The following is a 17,152-nucleotide window of genomic DNA, read 5'->3' as shown; positions in this document are numbered from 1 at the left end:
CGTCCGCACGGAGCGACGGGCGGGCCGGTCCCCTTTTGTCCCCCTCTGCCCCCGACCTGCCGAGATGACCTACCCTGGCCCGATGCTGAACAGCGCCCGTCTGCTCGTCCTGCTGGAGATCGCCCGCCGGGGCACCATCGTGGCCGCGGCGCAGGCGCTGCACCTGAGCCCCTCCGCGGTCTCCCACCAGCTCGCCCGCCTCGAACAGGAACTGGGCGTCGCGCTGGTCGAGCGCCAGCCGCAGTCCCTGCGGCTGACCCCGGCGGGCGTCCGGCTGGCCGAGCACGCCCAGGCGATCGCCGACCTGATGGCCGTCGCCCAGGACGACCTGCGCGCCCACTCCGGGGGCACGGCGGGCGTGCTGCGCCTCGGCTTCTTCGCCTCGGCCGGCCTCGACCTGCTGCCCCGCGCGCTCACCGCGTTCTCGGCCCGGCACCCGCAGGTCGAACTCGAACTCATCATGGGCCAGCCGCACGAGCTGCTCCCCGACCTGGAGGCCGGGCGCCTGGACGCGGCGGTGGTCTTCGAGCACCCGCTCGACCCGTGGATCCGCCAGGCCGGCCGGCAGGGCACGGCCGAGGTCGAACTCTACTTCGACGAGCCGCAGTTGGTGATCGTGCCGCTGCGCCACCGGCTCGGCCGGCGGACCGTGGTGCGGCTCGCCGAACTCGACGGCGAGAGCTGGATCGGCACCCACGGCGGCTCGACCGGCGAGCCGGTGCTGGAACGCGCCTGCGCCGCCGAGGGGTTCCGCCCCCGGGTGCGCTGCCGCAGCGACCACTACCAGGTGACGATCAACCTCGCCCGGGCCGGCATGGGCGTCGCGCTGATCCCGGCGCTCGGCCTGGCCGACAGCGCCGGGGTGCACGTCTGCCGCCTGGACCACCCGCAGCTGCACCGCCGGATCGGCGTGGCCACCCGGGCCACCAACCGCAACCCGGCGGTCAGGGCGTTCCTCAGCGAACTGCGGGCGGCCGCCGGGGAGGTCCGGTCCCTGCTCGCACTGCAGTGGTCCTGACCTCCCCGGCGGCCGCCCGGCGCCGGACCCCTGGGGCCGCCCGGCTCAGCCGCCCGGCTGCCGCAGCAGCGCGCAGGTCGCCGGCTCGCCGCGCAGCGCGCCCGCCGCGAGCGCCCGCCCCACCTCCCGGATGGCGTGCACCGCCGCCCGCTCGGTGCTCGGCCCGAGCGCCACGTCCCAGTGCGCGATCACCGCGTACGCCACCCGCCGGGTGCCCACCAGCACCCCGGCGTCGGCCCGCACCCCGGTGTCGGTCCCGGTCTTGTTGGCGACCAGCAGGCCGCCGGGCAGCGGATCGGGGAAGCACTCCGCGTAGGGGTCGTGCTGGACGAGCGCCGGCACCAGCCCGTGGTCGGTGTTGGAGCGCATCCACGCCAGCAGCCGGGCCGAGGCGCCGGGCGTGACCAGCTCGCCCCGGACGGCCAGCGCGGCCAGCCGCGCGAGGTCCCGGGCCGTCCCGGTGGCGAACACCGGCGGCACCCCGGGCCCGCGTTCGTCGCGGACCCGGTCGTGCAGGGTGAGCCGCTCCAGGCCGAGGTCCCGGGCCAGCCGCTCGGTGGCGGGCAGGCCGACCGTGCGCAGCAGGGCGTTGGTGGCGGTGTTGTCGCTGACCGAGGCGGTCAGCCAGGCCAGGTCCTCGACCGTCCAGCCGCACGCGTCCCGGCCGCCGGCCGCGGCCCCACTGCCGCCGCGTCCGCGCGAGAGCCGGCGCAGCAGTCCGGTGCCCCCGGTCACGTCCTCGTCCTCGATCGGCACCACCGCGTCCGCCCGCAGCTCCCCGGCGTCCAGCCGGCGCGCCACCTCGGCGAGCAGCAGCAGCTTGGACGCGCTGGCCACCGGCAGCACCACCGTGTCGTCCACCCCGACCGAGCCGCCCCCGTCGGCGCCGTCGGAGCCGGCCGTCAGCTCCACGTCCGCGTCCACGTCCACCGCCGCGACCGCCAGGGTCAACGGCAGCGCGGCCGCCGACCGTGCGGCGGCCGCCACCTGCGCCAGGATCATCGGACCCGTACCACCTCTCCGGCCCGGGCGTCCGTCGGCCGCCCGTCGAGCACCGCGACCTGCCCGGCGACCACCACGGCCGCCACCCCCCGCGGCGGCAGCAGCGGCCGCTCGAAGGTGGCCGCGTCCCGGACGGCGTCCGGGTCCAGCACCACCAGGTCCGCCACCGCGCCGTCGCGGACCACCCCGCGCCCGTCCAGGCGGAAACGCGCCGTCGGCAGCCCGGTCATCTTGTGCACCGCGCCCTCCAGCGACAGCAGCCCCTCGTCCCGGCCGTAGTGGCCGAGGACCCGGGCGAAGCTGCCCGCCCAGCGCGGATGCGGCCGGCCGGGCTTGGGCACACCGTCCGAGCCGATCATCGACAGCGGGCTGGCCAGGACCCGGCGGACGTCGTCCTCGCGCATCGAGTGGCTGATGATGGTCACCTCCCCCTGCGAGTCGAGCAGCAGGTCGCAGACGTAGTCGACCGGGTCGAGGCCGCCCGCGGCCGCCAGGTCGGCGATCCGGTGGCCCTCCGCCGCGCGGCGGGCCGGGGCGGCCGCGACCGCGATGAGGTCCCAGCCGCCGTTGCCGACGGTGTTCTCCCAGCCGTCCACCCCGCCCGCGATGTCCGCCCGGATCCGCTCGCGCACCTCGGGCCGGCGCAGCCGCTCCAGCAGCGCGCCGATCCCGCCCTCACTGGCCCACGGCGGCAGCATCGCGTGCAGCACCGTGCTGCCCGCCGTGTACGGATAGACGTCGCACAGCACGTCGAGGCCGTCCGCCCGGGCCTGCTCCAGCCGGGGGAGGGTGCGCAGGGTGGCGCCCCAGGCGTGCCGGCCGGCGGTCTTGTGGTGGGAGACCTGGAGCGGCGCGCCGGAGCGCCGGGCGATCTCCAGCGCCTCCTCCAGGGCCTTCTCCACCTGGGACATCTCGTCCCGCAGATGGGTGACGTACGGCTTTCCGTGCCGGGCCGCGACCCGGGCCAGCGCGACGATCTCCGCGGTGTCGGCGTAGGTGCCGGGCGGGTAGATCAGACCGGTGGAGAGCCCGGCCGCGCCCTGGGTGAGGGCGCGGTCGAGCAGCTCGCACATCGCGGCCAGCTCGTCCGGCCGGGGCGGCCGGTCGTCGAAGCCCATCACCCCGGCGCGCAGTGTGCCGTGGCCGACCAGCGAGGCGAGGTGGTTGCGCCGCAGGGCGGGCCGCTGGGCGGCGGCGAAGGCGTCGAAGTCCTCGGCGGGGCCGACCGGGCCGATGCCGAAGGTGACCCGCAGGTGCTCGGCCAGCTCCGGCAGCCGCTCGGGCCGGCAGGGGAAGAGGCTGCTGCCGCAGTTGCCGCTGATCTCGGTGGTCACGCCCTGGAGGAGCGGGGCGAGCCGCAGCTCCTCCAGGGCGTCCCACGCGGTGTCCCCGGGGACGGCTCCACCGGCCGCCTCCGGCCCGCCGACGGCGGCCAGCGCGTCGGAGTGGGTGTGCACGTCGATGAAGCCGGGCGTGACGACCAGCCCGGTGGCGTCGACCACCGGCACCGAGCGGTCACCGCCGGCGCCGTCCCCGGGCGCCAGCACGGTGACCCGCCCGCCCGCCACCGCGAGGTCGGCGGGCCGCGCCGGCGCCCCGGTACCGTCCACCAGCAGGCCGCCGCGGACCAGGAGTTCCACGGCCGCCATCACAGCACCGTCGCCAGGAAGGCCCGGGTGCGCTCGTGGCGCGGGGCGGTGAACACCTCGTCCGGGCGTCCGGCCTCGACGACCGCGCCCTGGTCCATGAAGACGACCCGGTCGGCGACCTCGCGGGCGAACCCCATCTCGTGGGTGACGACGATCATCGTCATCCCGCTGCGCGCCAGGTCGCGCATCACGCCCAGCACCTCCCCGACGAGTTCGGGGTCGAGCGCGGAGGTGGGCTCGTCGAAGAGCATCAGGGTCGGCTCCATGGCCAGCGCCCGGGCGATCGCGACCCGCTGCTGCTGGCCGCCGGAGAGCTGGCCGGGGTAGTGGTCGGCGCGGTCGGCGAGGCCGACCCGGTCCAGCAGCTCACGGGCCTGCCGCTCGGCCGCGGCTCGGCCGCGGCCCTGGACGGCCACCGGCCCCTCCATCACGTTCTGCACCGCCGTGCGGTGCGGGAAGAGGTGGAACCGCTGGAACACCATGCCGATCCGCTCGCGCTGGCGCTGGATGTCCTTGGGCCGCCGCTCGCGCAGCGTGGTCCCGCCGGAGCCGGCCGGCTCGTAGCCGATCAGCTCGCCGTTGACGGCGATCCGCCCGGCGTCGATCTTCTCCAGGTGGTTGAAGCAGCGCAGCAGGGTGGACTTGCCGGAGCCGGAGGGCCCGATCACACAGAGCACCTCCCCGCCGCGCACCTCCAGGTCGATCCCGCGCAGCACCTCCAAGTCGCCGAAGTGCTTGCGTACGCCGCGCGCCGAGAGGATCACCTCGTCCGTCGCCACCGTCACTTCCCCGCCCCCTTCTTCCTCAGGTCCGTCTTGCGCGCACCGGGCCGCAGGTTGCGCAGCACCCGCTGTCCCAGCGCCGGGCGCGCGCTCTGCGCGCCGGGACTGAACTTCCGCTCCACCGCGTGCTGCGCGACGCTCGCGATGGTGGTCAGCACCAGGTACCAGATCGACGCCACCACCAGCAGCGCGATGACCTCGAAGTTCGCCAGGTACAGGTGCTGGGAGACGGTCATCAGGTCGGCGCCCGCGATGACCGAGACCAGCGAGGTGGTCTTCAGCATCGAGATGAACTGGTTGCCGAACGGCGGGATGATCACCCGCATCGCCTGCGGCAGCACCACCCGGACCAGGATCTGCCGGTTGGACATGCCGAGCGCCGCCGCGGCCTCCCGCTGCCCCGGGTCGACGCTCTGGATGCCGGCCCGGACGATCTCCGACATGTAGGCGCCCTCGTTGATCGACAGGCCCAGCAGCGCCGCCACGAAGCCGGTGATCAGCGCGTTGGTCTGCCAGCTGACCAGCTTCGGCCCGTCGAACGGGATCCCGATGGAGATCTCGGGGATCAGCAGCGCGAGGTTGAACCAGAAGATCAGCTGCACCAGCAGCGGGGTGCCGCGGAAGAACCAGGTGTACGCGCCGGCGGTGGCCCGCAGCACCGGGCTGTCCGACAGCTGCATCACCGCCGCCAGCACACCGATCACGATGCCGGCCACCTGCGAGATGAGGGTCAGCTGGATGGTGACCCACAGGCCGTCCAGGATCACCCCGTCGAACTGGTACTTCGCGATGACGTCCCAGTGCAGGTTGGGGTTGACGATGACGGTGTAGGCCAGCCAGACCGCCACGAACGCCGCCACCAGCACGGCCGCCCAGCGCCCGGGCCGCGGCCGCCCGGTGATCCTCAGTGCCAGGTCGTCCTCGGCCGCCTTCGCCACGGGGGCGGTCGCCGTGGCGCCTCTCATGCCGTCGCCCGTCACCGCGCTCACTGCCCGACCGTGTTGACGGTGGCCTTGGTGACGGCGCTGCCGCCGACCTCGTACTTGTCGAGCACGGTGCGGTACTCGCCCGAGTCGATCAGCTCCTGGAGCGCCCGCTGCACCGCGTCGCGCAGCCCGCTCTCCTTCTTCGCGACCGCGATGCCCCACGGCGCCGTCCCGTACTGCTCGGGCAGCACCTGGTACGCGGTGTTCTTCTGCGCGAACATCTGCGCCACCGGGTAGTCCACGATGGTGGCGACGGCCCGCCCGCTGTCCAGCTGCAGCAGCCCGGTGGGGGCGTCCTCGCTCTGCGAGATGGTCATCTTCTCGGCGCACTTGGCGTTCTGCTGCTCGCCGATCTCCAGGTTGGAGCTGCCCTTGGCGAGCACCACCTGCTTGCCGCAGAGGTCCTCCAGGGACTTGATGCCCTGCGGGTTGTCCTTGGTGGTCATGACGACCCCGCCGGTGCGGAAGTAGTCGACGAAGTCCACGGCCTGGCGGCGCTGCTCGCTGTCGGTCATCGAGGACATCACCAGGTCGAACCGGCCGGCCTGGAGGCCCGGGATCAGCCCGTCGAACGAGGCGTTGGTCATCTCCAGCTTCAGCCCGAGCTTCGCCGCGACGGCCGCGGCGAGGTCCGGGTCGACCCCGGTCAGCTCGGTGGTGCCCGGCTTGTACATCTCCATCGGCGGGTACCCGACGGCGGTCGCCACTCTCAGCACGCCGCTCTTCTTGTACGTGCCGGGCAGCAGTTCGGCCGCGCTCTTCCCGGCGGTGTCGCCGGCGGCCGCACCCGGCGCGGCGGTGGAACCCTGGTCGGAACGCCCGCAGGCGGTGGCGGCCAGCGCCACCAGCGCCAGCGCGGCCAGACAACGCAGAGGACGGGGGCGGTTCATCGGCATCTCCCTCAGGCGGTGACGGTCCGCCGATGCTGGCAGCCGCCCCCAGCTGAATGGAAGATGATGAAACTATTGCCCCCTGACCAACGAAATACGTACGCCTCCCCCCCGGAGCCCGCATGCGAAAGCGCCGACCGGGCCTCGTCCGGTCGGCGCTTTCGCATGTGCGGAGGCGGTCAGGCCTGGGGAACCGTGGCGCCTTCCGGGGTGGGGGTCCGCACGTCGTCGGCGTCCAGCAGCTCGCGCTTGACGGCGGCGAGGGTGGGGTTGGCCCAGGCGCTGCGGACGCCCCAGGCGTAGAAGGCCAGCGCGAGCACGGCGACGACGAGGAGGTCCCAGCCCTCGGCGAGGTAGCCGTGGCCGCCGAAGTCGGTGGAGCCGGCCCAGGAGACGCCGGCCATCACGAAGAGGTAGGCGATCATCCAGGCGCCCGCCCTGAGGTGCGGCTTCAGCTCGGCGAACGGCTTGCGCAGCTCGTAGAAGGCCCAGATCGGCAGGCCGGCGGCCATCAGCAGGATGACCTTGCCGGTGAGCGGCCAGCGGGCCCAGTACAGCACCAGCGAGCCGAAGACCATGGCGACCGGGGCGATCACCGGCATCGCGCGCAGCCGGACCGGGCGCGGCAGCTCGGGTGCCAGGCGGCGCAGCGCCATCACCGCGACCGGGCCGGTGATGTAGGAGATCACGGTGGCCACCGAGACGATCTCGGCGAGCGAGCCCCAGCCGCGGAAGACCGCGAGGAAGCCGAAGGCGACGACCAGGTTGAGCACCAGCGCCGGGCGGGGGATGCCGGTCCGGCGGTCGACCTTGCCGAAGACGGACGGCAGGTGGCCGTTCTCCTGGACGCCGTGGATCATCCGGGAGGTGGTGGCGGCGTAGATCATGCCGGTGCCGCTGGGGGAGACGAAGGCGTCCGCGTACAGCAGCAGCGCGAGCCAGTTCAGGCCCCAGGCGATGGCCAGGTCGGCGAGCGGGGAGGTGTAGCCGAGGCCGCTCCAGCCGTTGGCCAGGTCGGCGGTCGGGACGGCGCCGAGGAAGGCGATCTGCAGCGCGACGTAGATCACCAGGGCGATCAGGATCGAGCCGATCACCGCCTTGGGCAGCGACTTGCCGGGGTTGCGGGCCTCGCCGGCCAGGTTGAGCGGGGACTGGAAGCCGTTGAACGCCCAGACGATGCCGGAGACGGCCACCGCCGTGAACACCGCGCTCCAGCCGTTCGGGGCGAAGCCGCCGTGGTCGGTGAAGTGCTTGGTGTCGAAGTGCGCGAACAGCAGCGCCCCGGCGGTGAGCGTGGGGACGACGACCTTGAAGACGGTGATCGCCGTGTTGGTCTTGGCGAACAGCGTGATCGCGAACCAGTTCAGCGCGAAGTACACCAGCAGCAGCACGCTGGCCAGCGCCACACCGCTGACGGACAGCTCCTTCCCGTCGTACAGCCCCCTGGCCCACGCGAAGTCCCAGGAGCTCATGTACTGCACCGAGGCGGTCGCCTCGCCGGGGATCACCGAGACGATGGCGATCCAGTTGGCCCAGGCGGCCAGGTACCCGGCCAGCGAGCCGTGCGAGTACTGCCCGTACCGGACCATGCCGCCGGCCTTGGGGAACATCGAGCCCAGCTCGCTGTAGGTGAGCGCGATGGTCAGCGCGACGGCCGCCCCGATCACCCAGGCGACGATCGACGCCGGCCCGGCCAGCCGGGCCGCCCGCTCGGCCCCGAAGAGCCAGCCGGACCCGATGATCGATCCCAGACCCACGGCGGTGAGGCTGATCGTGCCGAGCGAGCGGCGGTAGTGCTGGTGTGATGCCGTCGTCGACTCGGGTTCACTCACCGTATCGGTCCTCTGTCTCGTCGTGTCACTCGGTTTTCCGGACAAACGGAGACAGCCTAAGCGGCCAAATCGGGCGAAACCTCAGATGACCCTCAAATGCGACCCGAAACACCCGATCGTTGCCATCTCGTGTCCGAACCATCACCCTTTGGCCGACAGGAAGCAGGTGTTCATTCCAGGACCGGCCGGCCGGTCAGGAGTACCCGTACCTGCGGGGTCCGGCGCCGGAACGGCGGCGGCCGGACCCCGCATTTTCAGGGCGGTCAGAGAGCGTTCGTCTCCACGATTGCGCTGTCCTCGTGGCGCGAGTCCTTGGCCTGGAACCGGATGAGCTGCCGGGACGAACCGATCGCCGACTTCGGCGGGATCAGGGTGAATGCCATGACAACCTTCGAAGGGTCTGCGATGCCGCGGGCGACGGCCGCTTGCACCTCCGCGTCGGTGCCCGCTTCGACGACCGGATACACGAGGACGACACCGGTGCGGGGGCCGACCGGGCTGCTTGCCGCGGCAGCCGGGCCGGCGGCATCGCTGATGAGCTGCTTCGCGAGCAACTGGTGTGCGACACCGGCGATCCTGCCGAAGGACGGCTTGCCTTCCTGCCTGCTCCGGCGGACCAGTGACATCGGCACCGAGTCTGCGACCGATGCCAGCGCCTTGGGGTTCTGGAGCTGCGGCGCGATCAGGAACCAGTCGTCCACGGTCGCCAGGCGGCCGTCAAGCTGGGAGAGGTAACGGAGATACGGTCGGAAGTGGCCAGCGCGCTCCCATTCGAGCTGGCTCAGGACGGCGAGCAGCTCCGCGTGGCCGGCCCGTGCGGTGAACGCCGTGACGGGCGCGGTCGACCCGGATTCGTCGGCCGGTACCGTGAATTCGCTGGACTGTCCGGTGAAGGAGCGCAGGAGGGGGCTCCACCGTTCGGTGTTCCGCCGCAGGGCCGCAGCGTCCAGAGGATAGGACGCGGGCTCAATGGGCTTCCCCGGCGAGCGGATCTCGACCAGTTCGGCGTTGAACATCTTGTTCCTGGCCGACGGCTTGATCCAGGGAAGATGCTGAGCGACGAGCGGCGGGATCTGGGACGGCGTGATCTGGGGCCTGCCGTCGACGAGTTCGGCGTACTGGGCGAGCTGCTCGCGGAACAGTTCCTCATCGCGGCAGATCGCCTCGAAGGCCTCGTACAGGTCTGCGGTGGCCGTCTTGGACCTGGGTTCCTCCCGCCCGATGTACAGGCGCACCAGGTCACGGTAGCCCGGCCGGAAACCGAACCAGCGGCCCATCTGCATGAGGGTGTCCGCCTGCCGGCTCACCCGGCGGTAGTAGGTGACGGTGAGACCCTCGACAGTGAACCCGCGCGACAGCTTGGTCCCGCCGACGAGGATCTTCCACACGTTCGGGGTGCGGTCGAAGTCGAGGTCGAGCTGTTCGAAGTACCGGTCCGAGTCACCGTTGACGACCACGACGGGGTTGCCGCCCTTGCTGATCAGCTGCCGCGCCCGGCTGACGTACGGGCGGAGGTCGTCGTATGTCACGGGGCCGGGAAGGTCAGCTGCCCGGGCTTCGGACACCGGCGAGAAGTCGGCGGCCCAGAGCGCCGCGAGGCGCGCGTGGCCTTCAGAAGAGGTGTAGCCGGCCTGATGCCACATCGTGTTGATGCTCAGTGCCAGCTCGGCGTGGTCGTCCATCCGCACGGACGAGTGGACGAGCATGGTGTGGTGCCGGAACGGGCCGTCGGGCACACCGTGATCGGCGCGGAAGAGCTTCAGCGCCCCGGTGAGGAGGAAGCTGTCCATGGCCTCCTGGAGTCGGTCACCGGTGCTGTCGTATATCCCGCGGACGTGGGCCTCCTGCTGGGAGTTGGCGACGGTGCGCTCCACGGCGGGCAAGGGCGATTCGAGGTCGTGGAAATCCCTGACGCCCATGTACCCCTGAGGACGGGGGAGGGAGATGAGGAAGTCGCTGGGAAAGATGTCCTCGGCGTCGCCGGGATCGACGAAGACATTGGCGAAGGGCGTCGCGGTGTACCCGACATATTGCGCGCGCGGCAGCAGGCGCAGAAGCTGCGAGATCAGGCTGTTGATCGCGGTGCGCTTGGTCGAGCCCTTCTCCCACTTCTTGGGGTCGGTGGTATTGACGGATGCCTGGTCGGATTCGTCGTCGATGATCAGCGTCGGCAGTTCTCCGAGGATGCCGTGGATCTGCTTGAGGTCCTTGACCAGTTTCGTCAGGACGCTCTTGTTCTTCTTGACGACCAGGACCCTGGCGGCCGCGTGGTGCAGATTGACGGGCGCGTGAAGCGGGAGCGTGTGGTCACGCTTCTCGAACTCCAGGGCACGGATGCCTTGAGCGAGGCTCTGGTAGTCGTTGTCCCGGGTGGTGAGGCGTTCGATGTCGAAAGCGCGCAGTGCCGAGGGGCGGGCGCCGTGCCGGACGAACTCCGGCCACTGCGCATCGTCGCCCACGTAGTCAATGCCGATCAGGGCGTCCGGGTCGTCGGCGTCCGCGCCGCGGAGGATGTTCTCCTGGCCGATCAACTCCATGTCGAGGCGGCGCTGGGTCTGGGTCCGCAGCAGGTTGAGGGTGCCTCCGAGGACGATTACCAGGCGGTACCCGGCGTCGACAGCTTTCGCGGTGACACCGGTGAAGTTGGCGGTCTTCCCTGACTGCACATAACCCAGGACCAGCCCCTTGGCCTGGCGGGTCGCGGCCTGCTCCGGATCGGTCAGCCGGGCGACGACCGCACGGCTCGCCTCGTCCAGGCTCGCGATGGCGGCTTCGGACCAGCCCTTCTCACGGAGTTTGCGCTCGTAGGCGTTCCAGTAGAAGGACCGCGCGGACGCCCGTTCAGCGGTGTACCAGGGGGTGTACTCGCGCGCGATGACGGTCGCTGCGGCGATGCGGGCGACCGGGACCGCGGCGTCGAGGGCCTTGCGCAGGTCGTCACCGAGGCGGAGCCGCTCGTACGCCGCGGTGCGCCGTGCCTCAGTTCTCGGCGCCGTGTCCTGCGACCAGCGGGGTACGTCTGCGAAGTCCCAGGCGGTCAGAGCGCGCGACCACAGCGCGGTGAGTGCTCCGTCGTACATCTCGTCGTCGGCTATCCGGGCGCGGAAGGCCTCTTCACTGAGATCGGCGCCGGGGTAGTCCTCCTCGGCGGTGAGTTCCGCAGCCCGTTCGAAGTGCCGGGGATTTGTCCTCATGCCGTTGAGGACTTCGGCATGGATCTCAAGAAGGATGTCGGTCACGTCGGATCTCTCGCTCTCGGGCAGCAGTGAGGTCAGGAACTCGGACGGGTCCGGCGTTCACGCTGGGCGTGCGCCGAGGCCAGGAGGATGTTGTTCCAGTAGTCGATGCGGTCTGTCCGCTTCCGCTCCCATCTGCCCAGGCCGAAGGAGTCCTGGAGCAGCAGGTAGAGCAGCGTCTTGATGACCGGGGCGTCGTTGGACCCGCCACGCCGGCCGTCATTGAAGTCATCCCTGAACGACTTGTTGATGAGGATGGTGTGGCCGTCGCGGTCCAGCTCGAAGAACCTGTCGTCCGGAAGCGAGGCCCACTCGGTGCGGACCGGCTCCTCGCCGGCCTTCAGCGGGAGTTCCTCCCGGACCGCGCGCTTGACCATGGGGTCGAAGCCCTTGCCTGGCTCGATCACTGCGGGCCGGTCGATCGCCGACCGCGACGCGCCCTCACGGTAGGCGGCCTCAGCGTCGGTGAGGAAGGCCTTGAACAGGGCACCGGCCGGGTCGGATGCCTGCTCGACGCCGGCCGTGAACGCGGGGGTGACCTCGACCCCGTCCTTCTTGACCGTCAGGCTGAACACGCCGCCGGTCTCTTCGGGCAGGTCGACCGCGACGCGGGCGAGGGACAGGTGCCCCTCCGGGGCTCGCAGGTTGTTCCAGCCACCGGCCTGCACGAGCCGGTCGTTGCGGTAGAAGTAGAACCCCTGGCGCTCCTGGAGGGTGCCGATCTGCCGGAAGCCGGCCTGCTTCGACTTGGCGGGCCAGATGTGCGCTTCAAGGCCGACCGTGCCCGCCCCCGCGACCGGGGCGGAGAACCGCTTCGGGTAGCCGGACTTGCCAGGGATCTTGTACCCGAAGGGGTCCAGCGGATCGACGCTGATGTGATCGGTCTCCTCGCCGGTCGACACGTCCCACACCGCGATGTCGAGGGAGAGCCCGCGCGTGAGGAAGCGGTGCAGATAGAGGCCGAGGTGCATTTCGAGCTGGGATATCGCCTTGGACAGGAACTGCTCGCTCTGCCCCGGGGCAACTGTCTCGAAGGCCCGGACGCGGTCCCAGCGCACGATCGTGCCGTGCCACTCGATCAGGCCGTCGTAGACATCGATCTGCTGCTGGGCGAAAGCGGGGTCGACGGTGTCACAGCGGAAGCCGTCCTCGATGCCTTCGGCGGTCAGCTTGCGCCCGGCGGGAGCGCTGCGCTTGGTGCGGCTGATCACCGTCAGGGTCCGCGCGTGCGACAGCGAGCCGGCCTTCAGCCCCGTCCCGTACATGCCCAATGCGCCGGTGCCGTACTGCCGGCGGCGGCCGACGGTCATGGCGCTGTCGAGCCCGGCGGGATCCATGCCCTTACCGTTGTCGAGGACCAGCAGCGAGACGATCCGGTCGGCATCCCGAAGGAAGTGCACCACGACCGAGTCCGCGCCAGCATCGATCGAATTGTCGATGAGGTCGGCGACCGCTGCCTCGAACCCGTAGCCCTGGTTGGTGAGCGCCTTGGCGTACCCCGCGTCGGGCGGCAGTTGGAGGCTTCCGTGCGTCGGTACGTCGTACTGCCAGCTGGCGCGGAGGGAGGCAGAGGGGGACATTTGGTTCGCGGCTCCTTGCGCGCACAGGACCAGGCCTGCTCAGCGGCGGAAGCGGCGGCCTGTCACTATCGGGTAGTCCACAGATCATGACATTCGGCGGAGACCCGTAAAGGTCTTGTCCGGAACCGCGGAGGGGCCTGCCGTCACATCAGCGAACCGCATACCCAGGCAGCGCTGAGACTCCCGCCCTCGTCAGGAGGCGAGTGTAGCGGGGGGCTTCCCCGCAGATGGTGCGATCGCAAAAAAGCAGTGCTGGCAATAAGCCAGCACTGCTTCACTTCTAACCGGCTGACCGTTCTTGCGAACAGATCAGAGTGGTGTCCGAGGGGGGACTTGAACCCCCACGCCCGATAAAGGGCACTAGCACCTCAAGCTAGCGCGTCTGCCATTCCGCCACCCGGACGGGGTGTGTGCTCCGGGGGTTTTCTGCTCGCCCCCTCGGCGACAGAGAGAACATTACCAGGGTTTCGGAGTGCTTCTCACCTGCGTTTCCCCGGTGGGGATGGTGCGGGTGCGGGGGATGGGTCGCAGGTGTGCGCGAAGCGGTGGTTCGACGGTGGTTAACGGTCGAGTTGCGGACGGCGAACAGTCGGGAACGGGCGGGGGCGGTCCGACACGGGCAACTTGTCGACGGTGCCGCGGCCCCGGCGGTGGCTCTCCTAGCCTCTGTGCACCGAGGGCGCCATGAGCGGAACGCCTGATTCCCGGGTCGCGGACGAAGGGCGGCTGGAGTGGAGCGGAGCAGCGAGGACGAGGCGGCACGGGGCGGTCCCGTCGAGGGGGTGTGGCGGTTCACCGTGCCGGCCGAGCAGGCCTCGGTGCCGCGTACCCGGCACGCGGTGCGCGACCGGCTGCTGGCCCAGGGCCTGGCGGAGATCCGCTACCAGGAGCTGGTGGACGACCTGCTGCTGATCGTCTCCGAGCTGGTCGGCAACGCGGTGACGCACGCCGCCGAGCTGTCGCCGGAGGTGACCACCGAGCTGGCGGTGCGGGGCGGCTGGGTACGGGTCTCCGTCGAGGACGGCGACCCGTACCGGCCGAAGGCGCTGGCGGCCGACACCGGGCGGACCGGCGGGCGCGGGCTGCTGCTGGTGAAGAGCGTCACGCTGCAGGCCGGCGGGGTCTGCGACGTGGAGAAGGCGGGGGAGGGCGGCAAGGTGATCTGGGCCTCGCTGCCGCTCCCCCGGGGGGACCGCTGAAGGAGCGGGAGGGGGCGCCCGGCGGGCTACCAGGTGGTGCCGGCGATCTCCCGGATCCCCGGCAGGGCGGCCTCGAAGACGGTCCGGAACCACACCGAGAACGGCCGCTCCGCCTCCAGCGCGCGCAGCTCCTCGGCGGTCACGAAGGCGTAGTCGTCCACCTCCTCCGGGGCCGGCCGCACCGGCCCGGTGACCAGGCCCACGAACAGGTGGTTCCACTCCCGCTCGATCAGCCCGGACGCCTCGTCCGGCAGGTCGTAGCGGACCGTGCCCGCCTCGCAGAGCAGCGCCGGGGCGACGCCCAGCTCCTCGGCGGTCCGCCGGGCGGCCGCCACGAACGGCTGCTCGTCGGGGTAGGGGTGGCCGCAGCAGGTGTTCGACCAGACTCCGGGGGAGTGGTACTTGCCGAGCGCCCGGCGCTGGAGCAGCATCCGGCCCTGCCGGTCGAAGAGGAAGACCGAGAACGCCCGGTGCAGCCGGCCGGGCTGCTGGTGGGCCCAGAGCTTCTCGGCGGTGCCGATCGTCACGCCCTCGTCGTCGACCAGCTCCAGCAGGATCTCCTCCGCGGCGCCGGCGGACCGCGCGCCGGCCTCCACGTCCGTCTCGACGTCGAGGCCGGTGTCCAGACCGGTGTCCAGACCGGTGTCGAGCCCGGAGCCCGGACCGGTGTCGGTGCCGGGACCGGCCTCCGGGTCGAGGTGGGTCGGGTGGTCGGTCGGCAGGCTCTGGGGCATGAGGCCTCTTTCGGCAGCTTCGGGAGCACTTCGGGAGCACGGGGAGCAACCACGGCTCGCACCGGTGGCGTCGCGCCCCAGTCTGCCGTACGGGTGGCACCGTGCAGAGGTCCCACGCACAACCGGGCGGGAAGGGGACGCCCGGTGGCCGGGGAGGGGCGCCGCACTAGCAGAATTGTTCGGAATGTGTTCGATTCGTGTTCGACGCTCCGGCCGCGTTCGGGCTGGTCGTCATGGTCGCCTACCATCACATAGGACACCGCGGCCGCATCTCGGCGGCCCCGGCGCGCCATCGCCGGTCACCCGGAGACTCCCGGTAGCCGCGCGCGGCCGCGCACCGCACGACGGATCAGGAGACCCCGCATGATCGGCCTCGTTCTGGCAGCCGGCGCAGGCCGCCGACTGCGCCCGTACACCGACACCCTGCCCAAAGCACTGGTGCCGGTCGACGGGGAGCGGACCGTCCTGGACCTCACCCTCGGAAACTTCGCCGAGGTCGGCCTGCGCGAGGCGGCGATCGTCGTCGGCTACCGCAAGGAGGCGGTGGAGGAGCGCAAGGACGCCCTGGAGCGGAAGTACGGCGTCAAGCTCACCCTGGTCGAGAACGACAAGGCCGAGGAGTGGAACAACGCCTACTCGCTCTGGTGCGCCCGCGACCTCTTCACCGAGGGCCTGCTGCTCGCCAACGGCGACACCGTCCACCCGGTCTCCGTCCAGCGCACCATGCTGGAGGGCAACGCCCGGCTGGCCGCCGAGGGCCGCGAGCCCGGCATCCTGCTCGCCCTGGACACGGTGAAGCGGCTCGCCGACGAGGAGATGAAGGTCGTCGTCCACCCGACCGCCGGCATGCGCCGCATCACCAAGCTGATGGACCCGGCCGAGGCCACCGGCGAGTACATCGGCGTCACCGTGATCAACCCGTCCGCCGCCGCCGACCTCGCCGACGCGCTGCGCGCCACCTACGAGCGCGACCCGCAGCTGTACTACGAGGACGGCTACCAGGAGATGGTCGACCGCGGCCTGCGGATCGACGTCCAGCCGATCGGCGAGGTCTCCTGGGTCGAGGTCGACAACCACGACGACCTGGCGAAGGCGCGGGAGATCGCGTGCCAGTACTGACCCGGCTGGTGCCGTCGCCGGTCTTCGTGGAGATCCGCCCGGGCGCGCTGGACGCGCTCGGCGGCATCCTCGCCGACCAGCGGCTGTCCGCCTCGGGCCGGATCGCGGTGGCGATCAGCAACGGCTCGGGCTCGGTGCTGCGCAGCCGGCTGGAGCCGGCGCTGCCCGGCGCCGACTGGTACAGCGTCGAGGACGGCAGCCTCGACAGCGCGGTCCGGCTGGCGGACGAGATCCGCGGCGGGGTGCGCGGCGGCCACTACGACACCGTCGTCGCCCTGGGCGGCGGCAAGATCATCGACGTGGCCAAGTACGCCGCCGCGCGGATCGGCCTGCCGCTGGTCTCGGTCCCGACCAACCTGGCCCACGACGGCATCTGCTCGCCCGTCTCCACCCTGGACAACGACGCCGGGCGCGGCTCCTACGGGGTGCCCAGCCCGATCGGCATCGTGATCGACCTGGACGTGATCCGGGGCGCCCCGCCGCGCTTCGTCGCGGCCGGCATCGGCGACATCGTCTCCAACATCTCGGCCTGCGCCGACTGGGAGCTGTCGCACGCCGAGACCGGCGAACCGGTGGACGGACTGGCCGTCGCGATGGCCCGCTCGGCGGGCGAGAACCTGCTGCGGCACCCGGGGAACCTGCAGGACCGGGGCTTCCTCACGGCCCTCGCGGAGGCACTGGTACTGTCCGGCATCGCGATGAACATCGCGGGCAGCACCCGGCCCTCCTCGGGCGCCTGCCACGAGATCTCGCATGCCCTGGACGTGCTGTATCCCAAGCGGTCCGCCCAGCACGGCGAGCAGGTCGGCCTGGGTGCCGCCTTCGCCAGCTTCCTGCGGGGCGAGCGCGAGCTGACCGGCCTGATCGTGGAGCGCCTGGCGCACCACGGACTGCCGGTGACCGCCGCTCAGATCGGCTTCACCGAGGCGGAGTTCACCGAGGCGGTGCACTACGCTCCGAACACCCGGCCGGGCCGCTTCACCATCCTCGAGCACCTCGACCTCTCCCCTTCCGCAATCAGGGACGCGTACGCCGACTATGTCCAAGCCGTCAACAGCTGACCGCTCCGCCGCGGGGGCCGCTCCGCCGCCGGTGGACCTGACCCGCCGGCCCTCGATCGAGGAG

The 17,152-nt window shown here is 71.4% G+C and carries 13 protein-coding genes and 1 tRNA gene; 4 read left to right on the top strand and 10 right to left on the bottom strand.

The window, feature by feature from the left end; all coding sequences use genetic code 11:
• Window positions 1-82 precede the first annotated feature (82 nt).
• Window positions 83-1,018: a LysR family transcriptional regulator gene (locus tag ABTX81_RS09235; protein ID WP_350542599.1), complete on the top strand. Its 936-nt coding sequence runs from the start codon at window positions 83-85 to the stop codon at window positions 1,016-1,018.
• Window positions 1,019-1,063: 45 nt separating this feature from the next.
• Here the strand turns inward: ABTX81_RS09235 and ABTX81_RS09230 are convergent, their stop codons facing one another.
• The 9 genes from ABTX81_RS09230 to ABTX81_RS09190 form a co-directional block, all read right to left on the bottom strand.
• A complete protein-coding gene (locus tag ABTX81_RS09230) occupies window positions 1,064-2,020 on the bottom strand; it encodes a serine hydrolase (protein ID WP_350542598.1) in 957 nt (318 codons plus the stop codon).
• A complete protein-coding gene (locus ABTX81_RS09225) occupies window positions 2,017-3,669 on the bottom strand; it encodes an N-acyl-D-amino-acid deacylase family protein (RefSeq protein WP_350542597.1) in 1,653 nt (550 codons plus the stop codon). The genes ABTX81_RS09230 and ABTX81_RS09225 overlap by 4 nt, the downstream gene beginning before the upstream one ends.
• On the bottom strand, window positions 3,669-4,430 hold the full coding sequence (locus tag ABTX81_RS09220; RefSeq protein ID WP_350542812.1) for an amino acid ABC transporter ATP-binding protein: 762 nt from the start codon (window positions 4,428-4,430) through the stop codon (window positions 3,669-3,671). Before ABTX81_RS09220 ends, ABTX81_RS09225 begins: the two co-directional genes overlap by 1 nt.
• A 20-nt stretch (window positions 4,431-4,450) precedes the next feature.
• Window positions 4,451-5,440, bottom strand: a complete 990-nt coding sequence (locus tag ABTX81_RS09215; RefSeq protein ID WP_350542596.1) for an amino acid ABC transporter permease — start codon at window positions 5,438-5,440, stop codon at window positions 4,451-4,453.
• Window positions 5,437-6,327: an ABC transporter substrate-binding protein gene (locus tag ABTX81_RS09210; RefSeq protein WP_350542595.1), complete on the bottom strand. Its 891-nt coding sequence runs from the start codon at window positions 6,325-6,327 to the stop codon at window positions 5,437-5,439. The genes ABTX81_RS09215 and ABTX81_RS09210 overlap by 4 nt, the downstream gene beginning before the upstream one ends.
• Before the next feature lie 179 nt (window positions 6,328-6,506).
• A complete protein-coding gene (locus ABTX81_RS09205) occupies window positions 6,507-8,159 on the bottom strand; it encodes an APC family permease (RefSeq protein WP_350542594.1) in 1,653 nt (550 codons plus the stop codon).
• Window positions 8,160-8,422: 263 nt separating this feature from the next.
• Window positions 8,423-11,398 (bottom strand): Z1 domain-containing protein, encoded by a 2,976-nt coding sequence (locus ABTX81_RS09200; protein ID WP_350542593.1) that lies wholly within the window; start codon window positions 11,396-11,398, stop codon window positions 8,423-8,425.
• Window positions 11,399-11,430: 32 nt separating this feature from the next.
• A complete protein-coding gene (locus ABTX81_RS09195) occupies window positions 11,431-12,975 on the bottom strand; it encodes an ATP-binding protein (protein WP_350542592.1) in 1,545 nt (514 codons plus the stop codon).
• Window positions 12,976-13,290: 315 nt separating this feature from the next.
• Window positions 13,291-13,378: transfer RNA gene (locus ABTX81_RS09190), tRNA-Leu, on the bottom strand.
• 328 nt (window positions 13,379-13,706) lie between these two features.
• Here ABTX81_RS09190 and ABTX81_RS09185 point away from each other — a divergent pair.
• Window positions 13,707-14,174 carry an ATP-binding protein gene (locus ABTX81_RS09185; protein ID WP_350542591.1) on the top strand — a complete coding sequence of 156 codons (468 nt, stop codon included), beginning with the start codon at window positions 13,707-13,709 and terminating at the stop codon, window positions 14,172-14,174.
• Window positions 14,175-14,200: 26 nt separating this feature from the next.
• Here ABTX81_RS09185 and idi read toward each other — a convergent pair whose 3' ends face one another.
• Complete coding sequence (idi, locus tag ABTX81_RS09180) at window positions 14,201-14,908, bottom strand: isopentenyl-diphosphate Delta-isomerase (protein ID WP_350542590.1); 708 nt, start codon at window positions 14,906-14,908, stop codon at window positions 14,201-14,203.
• Window positions 14,909-15,271: 363 nt separating this feature from the next.
• On the opposite strand from idi, the gene ABTX81_RS09175 reads away from it, so the two are divergent.
• A complete protein-coding gene (locus tag ABTX81_RS09175; protein WP_350542589.1) occupies window positions 15,272-16,027 on the top strand; it encodes a phosphocholine cytidylyltransferase family protein in 756 nt (251 codons plus the stop codon).
• Complete coding sequence (locus tag ABTX81_RS09170) at window positions 16,015-17,088, top strand: iron-containing alcohol dehydrogenase family protein (RefSeq protein WP_350542588.1); 1,074 nt, start codon at window positions 16,015-16,017, stop codon at window positions 17,086-17,088. The genes ABTX81_RS09175 and ABTX81_RS09170 overlap by 13 nt, the downstream gene beginning before the upstream one ends.
• Window positions 17,089-17,152: the final 64 nt, after the last annotated feature.

This window comes from Kitasatospora sp. NPDC097605 (genome assembly GCF_040302725.1).
Classification (GTDB): Bacteria; Actinomycetota; Actinomycetes; order Streptomycetales; family Streptomycetaceae; genus Kitasatospora.
This window is presented reverse-complemented; position numbering and strand designations above follow the sequence as displayed.